General features: G+C 37.0%; 20 protein-coding genes, 1 pseudogene and 1 other annotated feature. Of the genes and pseudogenes, 4 read left to right on the top strand and 17 right to left on the bottom strand.

Features of this window, described 5'->3' with window-relative positions; genetic code table 11:
• Positions 1-378: 378 nt before the first annotated feature.
• The gene (locus GJU32_RS04505; protein ID WP_155590761.1) at positions 379-525 is read left to right on the top strand and encodes a YrzI family small protein; all 147 of its coding nucleotides are present in this window, start codon (positions 379-381) and stop codon (positions 523-525) included.
• Positions 526-952: 427 nt separating this feature from the next.
• Here GJU32_RS04505 and GJU32_RS04500 read toward each other — a convergent pair whose 3' ends face one another.
• From GJU32_RS04500 to GJU32_RS04455, 10 genes and pseudogenes are all read right to left on the bottom strand, one after another.
• Complete coding sequence (locus GJU32_RS04500) at positions 953-2,314, bottom strand: amino acid permease (protein WP_155590760.1); 1,362 nt, start codon at positions 2,312-2,314, stop codon at positions 953-955.
• 81 nt (positions 2,315-2,395) lie between these two features.
• Positions 2,396-2,647: a binding site (T-box leader), on the bottom strand.
• Positions 2,648-2,917: 270 nt separating this feature from the next.
• Positions 2,918-3,286, bottom strand: a complete 369-nt coding sequence (locus GJU32_RS23030; protein ID WP_196426590.1) for a hypothetical protein — start codon at positions 3,284-3,286, stop codon at positions 2,918-2,920.
• A gap of 381 nt (positions 3,287-3,667) precedes the next feature.
• Positions 3,668-4,567 carry a hypothetical protein gene (locus GJU32_RS04490; RefSeq protein WP_155590759.1) on the bottom strand — a complete coding sequence of 300 codons (900 nt, stop codon included), beginning with the start codon at positions 4,565-4,567 and terminating at the stop codon, positions 3,668-3,670.
• A gap of 547 nt (positions 4,568-5,114) precedes the next feature.
• Positions 5,115-7,472 (bottom strand): InlB B-repeat-containing protein, encoded by a 2,358-nt coding sequence (locus GJU32_RS04485; RefSeq protein ID WP_155590758.1) that lies wholly within the window; start codon positions 7,470-7,472, stop codon positions 5,115-5,117.
• Positions 7,473-8,442: 970 nt separating this feature from the next.
• Complete coding sequence (locus tag GJU32_RS04480) at positions 8,443-9,444, bottom strand: anti sigma factor C-terminal domain-containing protein (RefSeq protein ID WP_155590757.1); 1,002 nt, start codon at positions 9,442-9,444, stop codon at positions 8,443-8,445.
• Entirely contained in the window at positions 9,437-9,940 is a 504-nt protein-coding gene (locus GJU32_RS04475) for an RNA polymerase sigma factor (protein ID WP_155590756.1), read from the bottom strand. The genes GJU32_RS04480 and GJU32_RS04475 overlap by 8 nt, the downstream gene beginning before the upstream one ends.
• A 162-nt stretch (positions 9,941-10,102) precedes the next feature.
• Positions 10,103-10,281 (bottom strand): annotated as a pseudogene (locus GJU32_RS04470) (aminoglycoside phosphotransferase family protein); the annotation flags it as partial.
• Between the two features lie 147 nt (positions 10,282-10,428).
• Positions 10,429-10,815: a glyoxalase superfamily protein gene (locus tag GJU32_RS04465; RefSeq protein ID WP_420798366.1), complete on the bottom strand. Its 387-nt coding sequence runs from the start codon at positions 10,813-10,815 to the stop codon at positions 10,429-10,431.
• 178 nt (positions 10,816-10,993) lie between these two features.
• Complete coding sequence (locus tag GJU32_RS04460; protein ID WP_155590754.1) at positions 10,994-11,560, bottom strand: GNAT family N-acetyltransferase; 567 nt, start codon at positions 11,558-11,560, stop codon at positions 10,994-10,996.
• Between the two features lie 449 nt (positions 11,561-12,009).
• Complete coding sequence (locus GJU32_RS04455; protein WP_155590753.1) at positions 12,010-12,765, bottom strand: alpha/beta fold hydrolase; 756 nt, start codon at positions 12,763-12,765, stop codon at positions 12,010-12,012.
• 334 nt (positions 12,766-13,099) lie between these two features.
• On the opposite strand from GJU32_RS04455, the gene GJU32_RS04450 reads away from it, so the two are divergent.
• Entirely contained in the window at positions 13,100-13,858 is a 759-nt protein-coding gene (locus tag GJU32_RS04450; RefSeq protein WP_155590752.1) for a class I SAM-dependent methyltransferase, read from the top strand.
• Between the two features lie 45 nt (positions 13,859-13,903).
• Here the strand turns inward: GJU32_RS04450 and GJU32_RS04445 are convergent, their stop codons facing one another.
• The 3 genes from GJU32_RS04445 to GJU32_RS04435 are packed head-to-tail and all read right to left on the bottom strand — an operon-like array spanning position 13,904 to position 15,741.
• A complete protein-coding gene (locus GJU32_RS04445; protein ID WP_155590751.1) occupies positions 13,904-14,224 on the bottom strand; it encodes a YnfA family protein in 321 nt (106 codons plus the stop codon).
• A 59-nt stretch (positions 14,225-14,283) separates the two neighbouring features.
• Positions 14,284-14,994 (bottom strand): cytochrome c biogenesis CcdA family protein, encoded by a 711-nt coding sequence (locus GJU32_RS04440; protein WP_155590750.1) that lies wholly within the window; start codon positions 14,992-14,994, stop codon positions 14,284-14,286.
• A 12-nt stretch (positions 14,995-15,006) separates the two neighbouring features.
• Positions 15,007-15,741 (bottom strand): urease accessory protein UreH domain-containing protein, encoded by a 735-nt coding sequence (locus tag GJU32_RS04435; RefSeq protein WP_155590749.1) that lies wholly within the window; start codon positions 15,739-15,741, stop codon positions 15,007-15,009.
• A gap of 305 nt (positions 15,742-16,046) precedes the next feature.
• On the opposite strand from GJU32_RS04435, the gene GJU32_RS04430 reads away from it, so the two are divergent.
• Positions 16,047-16,814: a sporulation protein gene (locus tag GJU32_RS04430; protein WP_155590748.1), complete on the top strand. Its 768-nt coding sequence runs from the start codon at positions 16,047-16,049 to the stop codon at positions 16,812-16,814.
• A 111-nt stretch (positions 16,815-16,925) separates the two neighbouring features.
• Complete coding sequence (locus GJU32_RS04425) at positions 16,926-17,591, top strand: HAD family hydrolase (RefSeq protein ID WP_155590747.1); 666 nt, start codon at positions 16,926-16,928, stop codon at positions 17,589-17,591.
• 67 nt (positions 17,592-17,658) lie between these two features.
• Here the strand turns inward: GJU32_RS04425 and ptsP are convergent, their stop codons facing one another.
• Genes ptsP through GJU32_RS04405 form a run of 4 tightly spaced genes read right to left on the bottom strand, consistent with a single transcriptional unit; the run spans position 17,659 to position 21,070 of the window.
• Positions 17,659-19,371, bottom strand: a complete 1,713-nt coding sequence (gene ptsP / locus GJU32_RS04420; protein ID WP_155590746.1) for a phosphoenolpyruvate--protein phosphotransferase — start codon at positions 19,369-19,371, stop codon at positions 17,659-17,661.
• A complete protein-coding gene (locus GJU32_RS04415) occupies positions 19,368-19,634 on the bottom strand; it encodes an HPr family phosphocarrier protein (RefSeq protein WP_155590745.1) in 267 nt (88 codons plus the stop codon). The genes ptsP and GJU32_RS04415 overlap by 4 nt, the downstream gene beginning before the upstream one ends.
• Positions 19,631-20,335 (bottom strand): glucosamine-6-phosphate deaminase, encoded by a 705-nt coding sequence (locus GJU32_RS04410; protein ID WP_155590744.1) that lies wholly within the window; start codon positions 20,333-20,335, stop codon positions 19,631-19,633. Before GJU32_RS04410 ends, GJU32_RS04415 begins: the two co-directional genes overlap by 4 nt.
• Before the next feature lie 24 nt (positions 20,336-20,359).
• Positions 20,360-21,070, bottom strand: coding sequence for a sugar isomerase domain-containing protein (locus tag GJU32_RS04405; RefSeq protein WP_155590743.1), 711 nt, complete (start codon positions 21,068-21,070; stop codon positions 20,360-20,362).
• Positions 21,071-21,094: the final 24 nt, after the last annotated feature.

The following is a 21,094-nucleotide window of genomic DNA, read 5'->3' as shown; positions in this document are numbered from 1 at the left end:
AAAATCAAGTAACTAACAATGTAAAGCAGCAAAAAGTGTTTCTAGTCATTAACACAATCAGGAAAGTTTAGTAAAAGATGTTTACAAACAACTTAAAGATAGGTATACTTACAAAGTAAATAAAAAATTCTTAAGGAGGTCGAATGAAATGATCGTTATCGTTAAATTAAAGTCATTGGTAGTTACAACTTCAGTAAAAATGAAAATCACACATTCGACCAGATCGGAATGGATCGCTTAAGGTTTTTTTGTAATTAAGCATACCCATACCGCAGGGAGAAGTGTGCCCCTGCGGTATTTTTGTGCCTTTTTTCACCGTAGGGGAGTCTCTCTACGGTTTTTTTCATTTTTCATGGTAATTTAAGGAGGTGATAATAAATGATATTAAACATTTTTGATCTCACGATAACTATTACAAAACGTGAGAACTCTCTTGAGAAAGCACTTCATAATGAAAATGTGAAAAAAATCTTTGAAGAGAACCGAAGAAAAGTAGAAAATTATATTCGTATTCGTCAATATTAATTTTGTTAATTAAAAAACATGAAAGGTGGGAATCGAAATGATTTATATGATCAAAAGACGTCGTCATGCAGTTTTATGGCTGGAGAAAGACACAACCTAGCCACCAGATGGAGTAATATAAAGTGGCAATATAGCTATTTAATTTTATAATCTCAGTAAAGCTAACCCGTTCTAATCTAGGACGGGTTGCTTCAGGAGATATTTTACACATACAACTTGATGTAGTTTAAGAAAATGCGGAATTACAATGTTAGGGAAATTCTAATTCTAAAAAGCGGAATTCCTCGATAATAAAATTGAATTTGGCAATTTTTATCTTAATTCCATTATTCTGCCCCGTTAGCCATCCATATAGCGCAAAAACGCGCCCGATTGTGGAAGATCGTTGTCTTCGTTGAAGAAATATCAGTTAAAGAAAATGATTTAACTACTTTTTAACATTTATTACTTTGTATCCAACAAATAAGATTAAAAACCAAACTGGTGCGACATATAGGGCAGCACGCATATCTGGAATAAACGCCATCAACACAATAACCATTAATAAGAATGCAATGGCAATATACGTAGAAAGTGGATAAAGCGGAATTTTGAATTTCAGTTCGGCTACTTCCTCTTTCGTTTTTGACTTTCTAAATTTCAATTGTGCTAATAAAATAATCATCCAGCTTGTAATGACTGCAACAGTCGCAACAGCAGAAATATAAATGAATACTTTTTCAGGTACTACATAGTTTAAGACAACCGCAATTAATAACACCGCTGAAGAAAATAAAATCCCTCTACGCGGACTACCGTTTTTGCTTACTGTTTTAAAATATGTTGGACCATTTTTTTGTACCGATAAGTTGTGTAGCATACGTCCTGAACCGTATAACCCACTATTAAATGCAGACATTGCTGCTGTAATGACAACAAAGTTAATAATGTGAGCCGCAGCAGGGATGCCAACGTAATCGAAAATTTGAACGAACGGGCTACCTTCTGAACCAACTTCGTTCCAAGGATAAATAACCATCATAACGCCTAATGCACCAATGTAGAAAATTAATATACGCCAAACGATGTTGTTAATAGCTGAAGGAATTGACTTGCTAGGATTTTTTGCTTCTCCTGCAGAAATACCAACTAATTCAACCCCACCGAATGAGAACATAACTAATACTAATGACATTAAAATACCATGGAAACCGTTTGGCATGAAGCCACCGTGTGCCCATAAATTATCGAAGCCAATTGCTTCACCGTGGTTGCCAACACCGAAGAAAATAATGGCTAATCCTAGAACAATCATACCAATAATCGCAACGACTTTAATCATCGCAAACCAGAATTCGAATTCTCCGTAAGCTTTTACATTTGCTAAGTTTACAAGCGTCATAATAACAAGTACTACAAGGGCAGTTACCCATTGTGGAATATCAGGGAACCAGTAGTTAATGTATACACCGACCACTGTTAATTCTGCCATGCCAACGACAATCCACATGAACCAATACGTCCAACCAGATAAAAACCCAGCGAAGCGTCCTAAATATTTATTCGCGTACGTACTGAACGAGCCTGATACAGGTTCCTCTACTGCCATTTCGCCTAATGCACGCATAATTGTGAAAATAACTAATCCGCCAATTAAATAAGCTAGTAAAATAGATGGCCCAGCCATTTGAATTGTTGAACTAGAGCCATAAAATAAACCGACCCCAATGGATCCGCCAAGTGCAATTAATTGCATGTGACGAGTACTTAAACCGCGCTTTAGCTGTGAATCTTGATGATTGTCTTTCATAATGTTCTACTCCTAATACGTTTAGATTTTCAAATACTTTTGCTCAAAAAAGGAATAAAAAAAACGCCCTTTTGGATTAACCAAAAGGACGATTCAACTCGTGTTACCACCTTTAATTTATAAGCAATTCACATTACTTACCTTAAGAAGTACAGTCATTTGACGATACTCTCGCACATGATTACGGGTGCTTACCGGTGTAGCCTACTTAGAATGATCTTTTCGGTACACAGCTCCAAGATGAATTCTCAATCGTTTTACATGCACCTCTCATCAACCGGTAACTTTCTGTTCGTAAAAATAATTGATACTATTTCTTTTCATAGCCTTTGTTCTATACAAATATTTTTGAATTGTTTTTCATTTTACAGAAAAAAAATATTTTGTCAATATTTTTTTTGAAATTTCTCCATAACCCGCTTAAATTTCATATGACATTTTACTATATAAATACAAATCACCACTTAAATATAAACATTCTTTCACAAACTTTATTGATTTAGCTAAATTAAATAGTTTATACAATACAAAAATAATACCCCATTAGCAGCCTTTGAAAAAGCAATCCATCATAAAGAAAAATTACTTCCTTTCTTTTCATATTTACTTATTACTTTGGCTGTTAGTATGACCTAGCTTGCTAAATACTCTTATCATTAATTGCCCTAAAATATAAATAATTGAAACAAATATAATGGCGGCATCTCTGCCAAAAGGTTTAAACCAACCTCCATCATCAACTATGAAAAAATAGCCAACTATCAAAGAAATTACGGTCATAATAAAATTCAAGCCAAAGAACAAAGGGAATTTAATGTTTCTCGATGATATACCTACAACAATTATGAACACTAGAAATACCGGAAACAAAAAATCAGCTTGTTGCCTAGCAAGATGACAATTATATTCGTAAAAATGAAATAAGAAAGGAACAGGAAATAAAGACAAAATACTGTTAATAAACCTCTTCAATTTATATATACCCCCATATTATATTGATCAGGAAAAACCGCCTTACAGTGTAATTTTACACCATTAGGCGGTTTTTTCAATGTGCTGTCGTTTTATTATTTCTAATTCTTATTCTACTAAACTGAAAAATTCTATGCTCCATAACGATTTTCTTAAAATGTGGTACTCAAGAAATTAGCACTTTCCATGAATAAAGACGCTTTCTTATTCAGAAAAGCGCCCTTTATTTGAATAAGAAGAGCCTATTCAAAATATATAGGGTTCAGTTGTGAGGTAAAAAACAATTCACAACTGAGTTCAAATATCATTCTTGAATTTTTTGACAATAAATATAACTTAGGATGACTTTATAAATTTTCTCGCTCTAAAAATGACAGCCGGTCAAACGGAAACGTCAAGATTTGTCGTAGCGATCTTCATCTGTTCTATTAGACGTTGGCGCAAATCCTCCTCAATGGGAGCGTTGCGGCTTTTCAAGAAACGGACTATAAAGAACCCATCTGGGGCAAGCATGCTCAAGATCAATTCATGCTGTAATCCGGTGCTGCCCTTGAATTTTGATTCAATGATAGAGGAATTCTCCTCCATCATCAGGATATCACTATATTCCAGGGTATTTCCCTCAATATACGCATTTGTATGCTCTTCTATCGAGCTAACCTCCATTTTTTGGAAGTAATTGAAGGTAAGCTTTTCCGAGGTCCGATAGGTACAGCGCTCCTCTTCGGGATAGTAGCCGATGAACTCACTATCGGTATATGTAAGATAGGTAGCTGGCTTAAAATGCTCAAGATGAATAATATCGATAAAGCGCTTCATATTGTCCAAGTACAAGGCCCCAGGTGGCACAACCGCCTTTTCATCCGGTAAAATATTTCCTTCAAGATCCAAAAAAAGCTCACTGTATCTTGCATACTTCATGACCCAAATTTCTTTACTTTCTACCTTAAGCTGGACATAGTAGCTGGATATATTGTTCGGGTTTGTCCCGTTTTCATCCTCTTTATTTATACATGCATACATATGTTTCCGCGTATATGTAAAACTTGCCTCCTCTTCATTCATATCCAATACTTCGAGGTTGAGAATTTCAGATGTAATATTGTAAATTTGAAAGTTCATCATGAGGGAAAAGTGATTTAAAAAGGAGATATTGCGATGGTCGGGATGAAACATTTTCGACAATTGTTCGATTTCCTTATCCGTATATGTTGTTTCCAGTTTCCGCAAGAGTTCCTTGATTGTTTTCTCATTTATTTTCGGTTTTCTTTTGAAAAACATTTTATGCTACCTCCAGTGAATATCCCAACTATATTAAAAATCAAAATAAATCTATTTTTCCTATTATACAAAATATTGGTTTCATTTTCATAAGATTTTTAACCTATGTTTCCTCTAGAAAAAGTTTAGTTTACATGAAATTGATAACTCTTTGAAAAAGTGTGTTTTGAAAAAAAGTTTAATTAATATACATTAAGATTCTTTCTTCATTGCTTATTTACCGTTCACTGTTGGCATCCTCAAGTTCATTTGCCTGAATAAACAACACCTTTAAAAAAGTATTTCGGCAATACAACTTAGACCCCAAAAATGCTTACTTAGCTGATTTAGTCACTTTGATGCCAGTGAATAAATATGCATGGTATACAGACTTGAAGGAAAGCACCTAGCTAATGGCGTTTCGCAAAATAGATTAGCGATAGAGGTTGGGATGCCAGATAGTATGTGAGTGACATTGAAATTGCGGAAACGGCAAAATAATCTAGCAGCGTGTTTTGTACAACAAAAAAACTTGAAAGAAATATCCCTTCAAGTTTTTTGCTTCTTGCTATTTTTGTATAATCCGATATAAAAATGCCACAAACTGCGCTCTTGTTACTGGCACATTTGGGTGGAAATTGCCATTATCGCCTAACGTAATCCCTTCACGCTCTAACACAGCAATATAGCCTGAACTCCAATGGGTGCTATCCACATCTACAAATGAACTTGCGCCTTCTGGTGTTAGCCCAAGAACGCCAACAAGAACTTTTGCTAATTGCGCTCTTGTCATATTTTCTGTTGGACGGAAGGCACCGTTTGACCCGTCTACAATGCCTGCTTGTTGCAATGCTTGTATCGCCTCATAATAAGGGTGTGTGGACGCCACATCTGAGAAATCATCCGCTTCTCTTACTATTTTTAGTGAAAATGCTCTTGTTAGTAAAACTGCCACATGCATACGACTAATAGGGGTATTCGGACGGAAAGTACCATCTTCATAGCCTTGAATAATGCCAAGTGTCGCTAGTTCCTCCATCATCGCTTTTGCCCAATGTCCTTCTACATCGCTAAATGTCACGATTGGTTTGGATGGTTGTGGGTCTTGTGGAGATTCAGATTTTTCCACAGGTAACTCTATCCATTTGGCATAAAGTGAAATATTTTCTCGCACAATGATTTCCTCTGCCCATCGTTTTATTAGTGCTTCATCTTGATACCAACCATCAAAGCGATAACCAGCTCTTGTTGGAACAGGTAAATCGTTAACTTTTGTATTATAGCGGATGTCGATTGGCGCTATCACTGTGCCACCATTCGTATGCAACGTGATTTTCACTTTTGTTGGTGGCGAGTAGTCATTGTCATTTGATCCAGGTGGTGGATTACTATCTCCACCTGTCGTTGGTGGGTTCACTGTCCACTCGGCATACAGTGTGACATCCGTTTTCCTCATTTGGAATGTTGCTTTTTCAACATACGATGTCCCTTTGCCATCTGCTTGTGTGTTCCAACCTTTGAACGTATAGTTCGTTCTGACAAGTTGACCTCTGTTGTCCTGCACCGTTACACTGTCATTATCTTCATATGCTTTGTTATCTAGTGGCACAGTACCACCAGTTGCGCCGTTTTTATCATATATGACGGTGTATGTTGGGTTCGTTGTCCATTTCCCATACAATGTGATGGCTTCTGTGACGACATCTGTAGTGAAATCCCATGGCGCTGAAAATGCATTATTCTTATACCAGCCATCAAATATATAGCCTAGTTTTTTCGGGACTGGCGGTGCTGTCGCTTTTGTGTTGGGAGTGACGAATTGTGAGGCGACCATACTACCTCCATCGCTGTTAAACGTCACTTCATACTGCGTGACGTCCCACTTCGCATACAGCGTCGTATCTCCTGTTACCATATCTTTTGTAAAGTCCCACACATTCGTCAGGGCAGCTTCTTTATACCATCCATCAAATGTATAACCTGTTTTAGTTGGGACAGGCGGTTCCATCACTATTGTGTTGCGCGCGACGGTTTCGGGTGCTACAGTTGTACCACCATTTGATTCATAACTTACCAGAAAGGGACCCTCTTCCCATTTAGCGTATAGAGTAATATCTTGATTTATTACTATTTCTTCTCCAACATTATAATCCGTTCCACTTCCATCATGCTTACTATTCCACCCTATAAATGTATAGCCTATTTTCTTTAAACTCCCTTGATTTTTTACAATAAATGTTTTTGTAGTGTTTCCTGTGTAGTCTTCCGATAGTTCACCACTCGTTTGTCCATTCCCATCATATGTGATTTTATTCGCTATTTCTTCAAATGCAAATCCATTTGCATCAGAATATTCCTTTGCTTTAGATGGAATAATCCCTAATATCTTAGTGTTATTAGGGATAGAATTTTGCAATAATACTGTATTAGCGCCAAAAACCGTTATCGTTTTCAAATCATTCCCAATAAATGCGTTTTCACCAATTTCTTTTACGCTGCTTGGTATCGTTATACTCGACAGATTATTATTGTTAAAAGCAAAATACCCAATCCATTCAAGCTGATTCGAAAGCATTACCGATGTCAGCTGATTATTCTGAAACGCCCCGTAAGAAATTAACTTCGTATTATTTGAAAATTCTAAGGAGGTCAGTTGTTTATTATTAAATGCATCGATCCATATTGTAGTGACAGGTTTTCCACCTAGTATATCTGGTAAAACTAAATCTTTTCTACTCATTCCTAGATTGCCATAAATTGTTACCCCACCTGGATAATATTTTTCTGGTACTACACCCGTTATATTGTCACCATAATTAAAATCATTTTCTATACTATTTGCAAAAACTATATTATTAGAAAATAATATGTAAAACGAAAAGAAAATTATAGGGATGAAACATTTAAACTTACTCATTTTTCGCATATTGTGTTGCTCCTTTCATTTTTGACCATTCTTTCTGTTGCAGCTGCATCAATTTCCTCAATGGCCCAATGTGTAGAAGGGACATCGCTAAATGTAGACGTTGTGATTACTTCTAGAACTGGTCATTCGAATAATTGGTTGAGTACCTTCACTGTTTGTGCCCGTGTTAAAGAACCGTTTGGATGAAAGGTCGTTTTACTATAGCTGTCATAATCCCCCATGCACTCACTTGTTCAATCGCCCTGGCAGCCAGTGATTTGGCGAAACATCTGTAAATGATTTGCCTTTTCCAGAGGCATGGCAGATCGTTTTTGATGGAACCTTCTCACATTCATTTTCGATCCAATGGACCATTACTGTGCCCATTTATGCGCGTATAATCGTTCCATTTGGATTGAATATCGTTTCCTGTGCCACTAAATAACCCCATTTACTTCACCACTTCAATTGCATCTTTTGAAGGGTGGTCATCCATGATGGCCCCCTTGTTTAACTTGATTACTAAATACTGTCTGACTAAGAGTAGAAATTGTCCTCTTAAATTCAACTTGATGGAGCTGATTATTAACAAAGGCATAATTCCATATAGACATGATGCCCTCTAGTAATTACATATCTTAATTGTACTAAGAGGAAATAGAGGACGATACTGACAAATGTTAATAATGCGACAATTAACATTCCAAATGAGGATTCAACATGCTAGTTTGAGGTTAAAAAATTAGTTTTAGTGTTTTCCCTTTCAAGGCCAATTCACCTCTGATTTTCTTACATCACCATCTATAAGGATTCTTAAACTCATATTTCGATTTTTGAATTTACCTTTTTTATAGACATAAAAACACCCCTTTAGACCAATTATCTAAAAGGGTGTTTCTGCGTGATTTTTTACAACCGTCGCGACTTTATTTTAAACATCATATCTTTTTTATAAACATCGCAACTTTATTTCAAAGCTACATCAAGTTCCCTATTTTCGATTAGATATTACCCCAAATGTAGATGCTTTAATGTATGATTGCCCTTGTAATAACTCCAATTGCTTTGGTGTGCCAGTTACTACGGCCCCAATAATTTTCACATCACCTTTATCCAAAGTCCCATTTTCCCCTATTAAAGATTGATAAACTTGGTTTGTTTCCCACTCAAAATTCTTGCTTTCACGGAGTAGCTCAATGTTTCGAACAAAGGTGTCAACCTCATTATTTGAAGAACGGCGGGGTGCCGGTTTTGATTGCTCTGATTGAAAGCCGTAAATGTAAGGGGAATTGGCTGGAATAGTATTCTGTCCTTGCTTAAAAAAATCTAGAGTATCATCTGTATAGGCATCCACCCACCACCAATCTACTTGCACTTCTGAAGGTAGCTTGCTTTTGATTTCGTCAAAACTATAAGCATTATCAAAAGAGATTGCTAATTCTACAAAAGTATTTTTATCCAATTGAGTAAGTTCACTGATTTTATCTTTATAAACATCGTATGAAATCTTAGGGTGATAAAAAAACATTTCCCGATCACCTGTGTAGTCATTAAACCTTTCAAATTGATAGGTTTCTGCCAGTGATTCTGAACCTTCTATTTGGATGGAGCTAGAAACATAAGTTTGTGTAAGCGTGCCAAATAAATTGTAATCACTTTCAAAAGGTTGCCAAATATATGGCCTATGCTGATCTCCAAGTAACTTATAAGTTGTTGTTGTTATTTTCCCTCCGATTAAATTATCGTCATAAACCTGATTACTAATTTGAACATTTGGAGCACTTATTTCATTGAATAAACTAATATCATCCATTACTTTCTGAGCACTATTTAATGATAAATACCTGAGTCCATACCATAACACTACTAGAACAATAGGTGTAACAATGAGTGTTATACCAATAATTTTTATCGTTGACCAAAACTTTGCCTTTCTCATTATTTTTTTCATTTGTTTATCATCAAATAAAAAATTATTTTGTTCATTATTCATCATCAGTTTCCTCCTTAAATCGTTCAGTAAATTCTTCCCTAGCACGTCTGACATGCGTTTTTAGTGTGTTTTCGTTTTTATTCATTAGGGATGAAATTTCTTTATACGATAATCCCAACTCATATTTCAGGACTAATAATTCCTGATGCAAGGTGGATAGCGTGTCAAGTGTGTCCCGAATGTCCTGTAATTTTTCCTTTTTTAGCACCTGTATCTCAGGCATGTTAATCAATGCTGTCAATTGGACTTCATCAAATTCGGTTGTGGGATGACGCGTTTCTTTTCTCTTGAGATCATAAAACTGATTGGTGGCTACACGATATAACCAGCTCATTACTTTGTCTGATTGAATTCCATCTTTATGTAATAAAAATTTATAACATGTATCTTGGACGATATCTTCTGCATCTTCATGGGCTAATCCACGTTTCCTTAAATAACTGTATAACATGGTTCCTACTTGCTGCAGAAATTCATTCATTGATTGCTGTGCCATGTCTACCTCCCTTCTGCCTATACAACGCAGAACTTAAAGAAAAGTTTACATATTATAAAAAATTTCCCACTAATTATATTAATTTATCGAAAATAAAAAAGAAGCTATATAAATAGCTTCAAACTTTTCTAATAGTTTAATTGCTCTTTTGTAATCCCTTTAAAGCTTTTTTGATAATTTTGGTAACCAGCTATGTTCTTTCTCCACTTGAGGAACATAAGCTTTAGCACTTGGTAACCTTACACTCATATCGTCCCCTAAATGAAACGTTCTATTGTCATGTCCACTATTTTTAACAGGCTGATTTATCATTTTGACCATTCAGGGAATCGCTCATTTATTAACTACATTCACATCCATACTATTGATTTAATACACCTCTATTAATCACCATACGTTTGCCTTCAGTATTACTTATAATGGAAAATAATCTCATTAGAAATACTCCCTGTATGAAGCATCTACAACGAAAATTAGCAATGTTATTTTTAAAGGTTCTCAAAAAAGACAATTCTATTTCCAAATGGGTCTCCAATGCAAACTTCCTGAGAATTCCAAGGGGTTGTTTCGATGCCAGGACGCGCGTATTTGTATTTCTTTGATAGAAGGTTTGAATGGAGTAACTCTAGGTTTTCTACTTCAATTCTTATAGCACCTCCTGGACAGCAATCTCCATGATGTTCTGAAAGATGAATAATACAATTTCCATAAGAAATTTGCATGTATAAAGGTAGATCATCTTCAAATCGATGTTCCCAATCCAATGTAAACTCCAAAAATGTTAAATAAAATTCTTTGGCTTTCTCCTCATTAAAAATACGGAATATTGGTATGGTGCTTTTCATAATTATTTCAGATGCACTCATTACATACATCACCTTTCCTTAATTTTTTATCACTAAGTGATACCATAAATAATTTTACTTGTGATTCTTCCTCCATTAAATGGCCCTTTAGATGAAGAAAGACAAATCCCTTACTAAAGAAATGAGCCTTTTTCTTGAAGACTTGAATTTAGATAATTCATTTTAGCTGCCTTTAATTTAAGCAATATTAATTTATTTTGGAATAAATACAAGTGTCAGTCAGCTTGCTGCCATCTGCGGATAGATCCTCATTCCTTAATGTACCTTCAAATATAAAACCAAGTTTTTCAGGTATATAACGACTTTTAACATTTGTTGATTCACATCTTATTTCTAATCTCTTAAATTCGAGGTGATATAATCCGAAGTTAGCTAACGCCTTTACTGCTTCCGTCATATATCCATTACCACTATATTTTGTATTAATCCAGTATCCCATTTCACATTTAGGAATGTTCCAGTCAATCCCATGAAGGCTCGTAGTTCCAATTAAGTCCTTGCCGCCAGCTTTATTAAAAATAAGAAAACGAAAACTTTCTCTTTTTAAAAAATTTATATGAGCATTCCTTAACATGATTTCTGTTTCTTCAATGGTAGGAAGTTGTTGGAAAAGTGACAACCACTCTTTTAATTCAGAAAATGATTCTCTAATTGCTTGGTTCACAATTTCTCCATCTCCAGTTAAAAGTGGTGCACGAAGAATTAACCTTTCTGTTTCTAATTGTAAAGGAATATCTAATAACAAAGGGTTCATTTGTTTTCCCCTCTCCTTGATTATTTTAGATTAATAGGGCACTCTACCAACCTCTTTGATTATGGCAAAAAAATAATACCCTACCTCAATCTCAGTAATGGGAGATCCCGTCGCGCATCATCACTAAGAATAATAACCTTAGATCCATACGAAGCTCCAAGTCTTTTTAAATCATAACTACTCTTCTCTTCACAGCCGAATGTTTTTTCCGTACTTATTAAAAGAAAGAAATACGCATTCCATACTAAAGAAAAGCGCTTTTATTGAATAACTAAAATATGAGCTTATAACATAAGGTTCATCTTCAAAAACAGCCATCACTTAATCTAGGCTCAGGATCACCGTTATATCGCAACATTAAAGTTTCCTCTTCTGCTCACCTTAATGAAGTCGGTATTATTCCTCCTCAATTATTTTCTAACCCTCTATAAGTTTCAACCTTATATCACTCATTTTCCTATCCCCTTTAACATTAATAAAATCTCTTCTATTACAATTTCAGGTTCATCATGATGTATATAATGTCCACTATGACTAGCAATCCGGAACTTACTTGACGTTGATAGCCATTGGAATTCTGCTTGTAGACTTTGTTCAATTTCTAATATTTCTTGAGAGGGCCATCCATCTTCACCATTATCGGGTAAACCTCTTGTAATAATGGAGAGAGGGATGTCACTTTGTTTTGAACAATCAACAACTTGCTTATAACTCTGTATTTTGTCAATTTTCTTACTATTCAACATAGGTTTCTCGAAATATTCCCTATTTCCTGCAAGTAGATTTTCTGATAGAACCTTTTCATAGGCAAGTTCTTTATATTCCGGTGCAGCGTCAACCAAAACCATACCACAGATGTCCAGCGGATAAAGACTGGTATACAATCTGGCGACCAACCCACCAAAGGAATGGCCTACTAATATATAGGGCTTCTCCACGTCAAGCGCTTGCAACAATTCGGAGAGCTCCTCGACAAGATCACAGCAAGTCCGCGGGACAGCTACGCCTTGACTCCTGCCAATACCCGCCCTGTCATAGGACAAAGTTGACGTTTCTTCCGATATTCGGTCTTGAACCTTTTTCCATGTTTCATGGCTATCGCCTAACCCTGCAATAAAGATTACGCTGGGTGTATTTTTACGATATTTATTGAACAGTATACGCCTATCATAAAAATTGATTATCTTTTTATGTTGTATCGTCACTTTTAATCACCCAATTAAATTATAAGCTTTACATTATTATTTCTACAATAAAAAAAGGGCCGTTTATGCAGCTCAGTAATATTTTGCTAAAGCACCTGTTAGTTGAAAAAATTGAATCACTCAACATTTACTTTCTACGAATAACTACTGCATTATTGGTTACCAGTGTCACTCAAAAGTTCCTTCGGCAAAGAGCAGAATGAGTGAATCAGTCGGATTATTCTATCCCTAACTTTTTATTCTATCATTCCAAATCGGAATCAAAACTAATTATTTTTCGCACTTCTGTTCTATGCTATCCTTTGCTATTCTCAAACAAAGGAGATGAAGTGACATGACGACAAAGTGGAATGCCCATTTATACGATGAAAAGCATGATTTTGTTTCAAAATATGGAACTAGCTTAATCGATTTATTGGCTCCTCAAAAAAATGAACTTATTTTAGATGTAGGTTGTGGCACAGGAGATTTAGCTTATGAAATGACAAGTCTCGGGGCTTCTGTATTCGGAGTAGATGCCTCAGCTACTATGATTATGGCCGCACAGCAAAAATATCCTACCATTGCCTTTCAAACAATGGAGGCAACAGCTATGCGCTTTCCACAGCCATTCGATGCAGTCTTCTCCAATGCAGCACTGCATTGGATGAAGGAGCCTGATTTAGTCATTGGAAAAGTTTACAAAGCATTGAATAACGGAGGGCGTTTCGTTGCTGAAATGGGTGGACAAGGCAATATTGCGTCGATCGTATGGGCGTTACAAACAAGTATGGAAGAATTGAAGTTGCCCTATATCGAACACTATTTCCCATGGTATTTTCCAAGTGCGGAAGAATATCAATCGAAACTAGAAAACGCAGGCTTTCACGTCGAAATGATCACTCTTTATGAACGCCCCACACCGCTTCAGGGGCAGGGTGGGCTTCACAATTGGTTGGTCATGTTTAGTGACAATCTATTACAACATTTAACAGAAGATGAGAAGAAACAAGTTTATGCTACATGTGAGGAATTATTAAAGCCGACTTGTTTTCACGATGATCAATGGATCATTGATTATTTTCGACTACGCTTTGTCGCTCGCAAAAAATAGGAGAAAAAAGGTTACTAATTCAACTAGTAACCTTTTTTTTATATGTTAAGAGCGCGGTAATAAAATAACGATCACGCCAATTAGACAGATCCCTGCACCAATAAAATCCAAGTGATCGGGCTTTTTGCCATCAATACCCCACCCCCATAAAATGGACAATACGATGAAGACACCACCGTATGCTGCATAGACCCTTCCAAACGTTGGAAAGGATTGAAAGGTTGCGACTACTCCATATAAAGCAAGTGCAATCCCTCCGATAATCCCCCAATAAAAAGGCTTCCCCTCTCGTAACCACAGCCAAATTAAATATCCCCCTCCAATCTCACCAATTCCTGCAAGAATAAATAATACTATTGCTGTCATTTTATCTGTCTCTCTTTCTCGTTTTAGCTTTATTATACATGCACTAATCGGATATAAATTTAAAAGCCTGAAAAACCATCAAAAAATGGACTTAACCAAATAATAATGTAGGTTAAACCATCAAAAAATAAGATAATCCCTAACGCAATCATGAGATAGCCACCGACCTTTGTAATCGTTTGACTATATTTTCTTATCCACCTGATTTTCGTAACAAATTGTGATAATAAGAAAAACGGTATGGCAAACCCTAATACATAGGCAATCATATAAAACATGCCCTCCCCTGGATTTTGGGAAGCCATCATGAACACTGCCCCCGTGATAGGACCTGTACATGGAGTCCAACCAGCAGCAAAGGCAAGGCCAATGAAAAAGGAGCCCATATAGCCTGTTGGGCGATTTTTAAAGGATAGACGCTTTTCTTGCATTAAAAACTTTGGAGACAAGACCCCTAATATGATAAATCCAAAGAGGACAATTAAGATGGCACCGACCTGTCGAAGTAAATCTTGGTATTGATAAAAAAACCATCCCACAACAGATGAGCCATAGCCTAAGAAAATAAAAATTACCGAAAAACCTAGAAGGAAGAACAAAGTATGAAGCATACCAATTGTCCTCATTTTTTTATTGTCGCCCTGAAGCTCGTTCAGCGACATGCCTGTAATATAAGAAATAAAGGCAGGATATAACGGTAATGTGCAAGGTGATATAAAATTTAAAAAGCCTGCACCAAAGGCTAATAAAAGATTAATGTCTGCATTCATTTTGTTAGCTCCTTACAATTCCCAATATGTAATGGTGTCCATAATACCGATTAACAGTAACAGTATACCTGCTACTATTTGAATGACCTTCCCCATCTTCATACTTGTCCGTAAAATGAGACGCTTTGCATCAAATAGATAAATAAATACGAGCATGATGACGAACGGTACAGAAGTTGCCACTCCAAAAATACTTGGCAGTATCAAGCCATAGGAAGTGCTTGCAACGATTGGCATTAACCATACAAAGAACAGCACAAACATGGTTGGGCAAAAAGCAATGGAAAAACTAGCGCCCAATAAAAAGGAGCCCAATCTTCCCTCTTTTACCACAGGTGGAAGAAGCCGTGACAAGCGATGTAGAAATGTTAACTTAAATAAACCGATTAGCACGAGACCTGTGATGACCATAATCGGTCCAATAGCTTGACGAAAAATCGGAAAATATACTGTCATCTTGGTTTCAAACGATTGACCAAAAAGCCAAGCAAAAAGGCCAAGTCCACTAAAAACAACGACCTTGCCAAGAATAAAAAACACAATCTCCTGCCAATTACTTTTCATTTGAAATGTTCGATTCCCATAAAATGTAATAGCACTCAAATTACCTGTTAATTGACATGGAGCCAGTGCACCGATCAAGCCAAGAAGAACAACCATAGTCAATGCAGAATGCTCATAACCATGTAAGAATTGCGTAATTGGCTCACTAATAAACTGACTTATTGTTGACAACACACTATACATACAAACACCTTCTATCTGTCGTTTAAGACCTACCCTAAATCAGTATAAAGGCTAAATATGAATAAATGATGCAGAAAAGACAAGAAGCCGTTTGGAAGATAAAAATTATGATTAAAGTTTGTCTTTTTGTTTGTACACGCTATAACAAGCTGTTAAAAATGCTTCAAATTCTGCGGATACATTCTGTCTCTATTGCCATCCCCCACTCGTTTTTCAAATAGTATAGCGAAAAGTTTGCTAGTCTTGAAACTTTTTTACAAGATAAGCGTATGTATAGCTAACCAAGTTAGTAGGAGGAATGAAAGATGTCTTTTTTTCATAAAGCATTAGCAAGTTTTGGAATAGGTTCAGCAACAGTCGATACACGATTGGAAAAGGATACTTATCAAGCAGGAGAGGTCATGCAAGGAGAAATTATCGTGCGTGGCGGTCAAGTCGAGCAACAAGTGGATACCATCTATCTATCAGTGAATACGACGTATATTCGTGAGTCGAACGATCACAAACATACAGAGGTTGCCACTCTGCAAAAAGTCAAAGTGACAGAGCCTTTCACATTGGGGGCTGGTGAAGAAAAGGTCTTTCCGATTTCGTTAACACTACCATTTGAAACACCGATTAGTGCAGGTAAAACACAGGTCTGGATTCAAACTGGGCTGGATATTAAAAACGCAGTGGACCCGAGTGATAAGGATTATATTCGTGTTGAGCCAACAACGCTTGCAGAGCACATACTAGATGCTATTCGTGGATTAGGTTTTCGTTTACGTGAAGCCGAATGTGAACAAGCGCCTTCACGATTCCGTGGCTATTATCCATTTGTGCAGGAGTTTGAATTTGTGCCAACAGGACAATTTAGAGGGCATTTAGATGAGCTTGAAGTGGTCTTCCTCTCTCAGTCCAATCATTCTGCAGAAATTTTAATGCAAATTGACCGCAAAGTGAGAGGGATTGGTAGCTTCTTCTCTGAGGCATTAGACATGGATGAAAGCTATGTTAGAACTACCATCACGATGCACGACTTACCAACACTTCAAGCGAAGCTTCAGCAAATTATTTCAAAACACGCATAATCCAACCAAAAGTAGTTGAAGCTTCTTTTCAGCTACTTTTAATTTATTTTAGGTGGATTCACATAGTACCATAAATCCTCCAAACAAGAACACATTAGGATGGTGTATCTCATGGACTTAAAAGCAGTCTTATTTGATTTGGATGGCACTTTGTTAAATAGAGATGAATCCGTAAAACTATTCATTGAGAAACAATATGACCGATTAAACGAGGTACTAAATCATGTTCCAAAAGAAAGCTATATAGCTCGTTTTATCCAATTAGATAACCGAGGATACGTTTGGAAAGATAAAGTCTATCAGCAATTAGTGGATGAATTTAAGCTTACTATTCCTTGGGAAGAACTACTCCAAGATTATATGAATGAATTCAAAAATCACTGTGTTCCTTTTCCTAATCTTTTTAGCATGTTAGAAGAATTAAAACGTGAACATTTTCTTTTAGGCATGATTACAAATGGCTATGGACAATTTCAGATGAATAATATAAAAGCTTTAGCCATTGAGAAGTATTTTGATGTCATTTTAGTTTCTGAATGGGAAGGTATTAAAAAACCAAATCCTCAACTATTCATCAGAGCATTAGAGAAGCTTAATGTTCTTCCGAATGAATGCATTTTTATAGGGGATCATCCTGAAAATGATGTAAAAGGTGCTCAAAGGATAGGAATGAAAGGTATTTGGAAAAAAGATTTACAATGGGACAGTGTTGAGGCAGATGCCATCATGGATGATTTATTAGAATTACCATTCATCATCGACAATTTAAGTAAATAATCTTGTTAGGCGCATGAAGCGAAAAACCATCTACCCTATTTTGTTGGTAGATGGTTTTTTGTATAACTTATTTCACAGCTTGCTTTACTTTTTCTATCACTTCATCAGCTGTCGCTAATTGTAATGCTTCTGCTGCTAAAGCTTGCATGTCTGTAACAGTTAATTGTTTAAGCAAGGAACGTGTTTTTAAGATGGATGTCGCACTCATTGAAAACTCGTCTAAGCCTAAGCCCAGTAATAGCGGGACAGCTAGCTCATCGCCTGCCATTTCTCCACACATGCCTACCCATTTTTGTTCTTTATGTGCGGCATTAATGACCATTTGAATCAAGCGTAAAATGGCTGGATTATAAGGTTGATATAAATAAGAAACTTTTTCATTCATGCGATCTGCAGCCATCGTATATTGAATTAAATCATTGGTTCCAATTGAGAAAAAGTCTACTTCTTTCGCAAAAATATCCGCGATCACTGCCGTGGCTGGAATTTCAACCATCATCCCGATTTCGAGGTCAGAACTAACAGCAATACCTGCTGCTATAAGCTTTTCCTTTTCTTCCACCAAAACCGCTTTGGCATCATGGAATTCTTGAATTGTCGCAATCATTGGGAACATGATTTTTAGGTTACCGTATACGGATGCACGAAGTAATGCGCGTAATTGCGTACGGAATAATTCCTGTTGATCTAGGCATAGACGAATGGCACGATGACCAAGGAATGGATTCATTTCTTCTTGCAGCGGTAAATATGGTAAATGTTTGTCGCCACCAATATCCAATGTTCGAATGACAACCGGCTTGCCCTTCATTCCTGCGACGACCATTTTATAAGCCGTAAATTGCTCGTCTTCTGATGGCAGGTTTTCTCGACCCATATATAAAAACTCTGTACGATACAAGCCAATACCTTCAGCACCATGACGCAACACGCTATCCAAATCACTCGGAGATCCGATGTTGGCTGCTAGTTCGACATGCACACCATCTTTAGACATGGTTTGTTCGTTCACTAATGTTGACCACTCCGCTTGCTGTGCACGAAAGTTTTGTGCCTTTTCTTGGTAGTCAGCAATCACATCTGCAGTTGGATTGACAAGGACTTGACCTGATAAACCATCTACAATTAATAGATCGCCATCTTGAATTGTTGTCGTTGCTGTTCCTGCCCCTACTACTGCTGGGATTTCTAACGAACGAGCCATAATGGCAGAATGTGAAGTACGACCACCAATATCTGTGATAAAACCAAGGACAAAGTTTCGATCCAATTGGGCGGTCTCTGAAGGTGTCAAATCATTGGCAACAATAATCACCTGTTCTTCGATATGGCTTGGATTTGGAATATGTACACCGAGTAAATGGGCTAAAATGCGGTTTGTTACGTCTTTAATATCGGATGCACGCTCACTCATGTATTCGTTATCCATACCTTCAAATAATGCCACAAACATGGATGAAACTTCATGCAGTGCATACTCTGCGTTAACCGCTTCGTCCGCAATTTTTTGATTGATTGGTCCAATCAATTCTGGATCATTCACCACTAATAAATGGGCCTCAAAAATCGCTGCCTCTTCTGCACTAAACTTTTTCAATGTTTGCTGTTGAATCGCAGCCAGTTCTTGCTCTGCTTTGGCAAGGGCGGCTGCTAAACGTTGCTGCTCAGCATCGGTATGTTGAACAGTTGTTTTAGTAATGGTTAAATCTGGTTGGACAAAACGATACGCTTTGGCAATGGCAATGCCGTCTGAAGCGGCAATACCAGTGAGATGTGTCATTGTGCAAGCCCCATTTCTGTTAATAGTGTTGTTAACGCTGTAAATGCTTGCTCTTCATCTTCCCCCTCTACAACAAGTGTAAATTGAGAACCTTGCTTTAAGGCTAATCCCATTACACCTAAAATGGACTTTAGATTGGCTGCTTTTTCCTCTGTACGCACCTCAATAGATGAAGCGAATGGTGTTGCTTTTGCCACAAGTTGACTCGCTGGACGTGCATGAATACCTAAAGGATCGACTACTGTAAATTGTTGTGTTTTCATTTTTTATTCTCCTCTTCTTGTAAGTCTGTTAAAATGATGACATTTGGATGTTTGGCTAAAACACTTGCTGGTACATCCTCTGTATAGTCACATGCCAGCACTCGCTCTAAAACCTCACGCTTAGTTTCTCCCAATGCAATTAACAAAATGCACTTTGCTCGCATAATGGATTGAATCCCCATCGTGAAAGCTTGTGTAGGCACTTCATCAATAGATGAAAAGAAACGAGCATTAGCTTGGCGAGTAGATTCCTCCAATGTCACTAGATGTGTCAAGGAATCAAATGGCGTACCTGGTTCGTTGAAGCCAATATGACCATTTTGACCGATACCAAGTAATTGAAAGTCTAAGGGATGTTGTTGTAATAATGCTTCATAGCGAGCTGCTTCCTCTAAAGGAGCGGCTGCTAGACCATTCGGTAGAAAGGAGGCTCGAAATGGCTTTTGATGAAATAAATGTTTGTTCATATAATAGGCATAGCTTTGTTCATGCGTTGCCTCGAGCCCAACATATTCATCCAAATTAAAGCTAGTGCAATCGGAAAAATCAATATCCGTTTTACAGATTTTAGCATACAACGGTTCCATTGTTCCACCAGTTGCTAGCCCAAACGTTGTCGCACCATTATTTTTAGCTTCAACGATTGTGGTTACTGCTTGTGCATATAAATCTTCTTTTGAGGAAAATCTTTTTATTTTCACCACATATCCTCCTTCTCTTTGTACCTAGAAATGAATACGCTGACCATATTGATCTATGAGCTCATCGTTATTGTTTTTCCCTACATTACTGCTACCAAACACTGGTATAGTTTCGCCTTGTTCATGCATAAGCTCAATGATTTGGGCAAATAAAGCATTTAATAAAGTCGCCCCTAAAACGGTTGATACAGGTGCATATTGCAACTGATTGACTGTTAAAACACCGTCTCCTAATGGCACATGCGTATTCAAAATCTCATCTACTACATGCTCTAAACGCTTGCCTGACGGATGGCGTGATGGCTGATGTTGATAGTCTAGTGATTGCAGTGATATGGTGAAGGCACCTGCTTCCTTCGCATAGATAGCCATATCAATGGGAGCCGGATTATTGGCTGATGTTGATATGATGATACAAACATCTTGGTCATCAAACTGTAGCTGATCCTTATAAGAGGCTAAAAAAGCCTGTTTTTTTTCATTTTGCGAGGATTGCCGTGCACCCTGATGAAGCATTAACGATTCTATGTGTATCGGTTTGACAGGCACTAAGCCTCCTGCTCTGTAGTAACATTCCTGCGCTAATAACATGGAATGTCCAGAGCCAAACAGTTGGATAATGCCTCCTTGTGAGAGACGATTAACAATTTGCTGGGCTACATGGATAATTTGTTTACTCTCCTGTTGTGCCACCACTGTTAAATATCGATTGACTTGTTGAAAATAGGTATTCATGTTCTATCACCTTTTCATTTCGAT

This window comes from Lysinibacillus cavernae, from assembly GCF_009724685.1.
GTDB lineage: Bacteria > Bacillota > Bacilli > Bacillales_A > Planococcaceae > Lysinibacillus > Lysinibacillus cavernae.
This window is presented reverse-complemented; position numbering and strand designations above follow the sequence as displayed.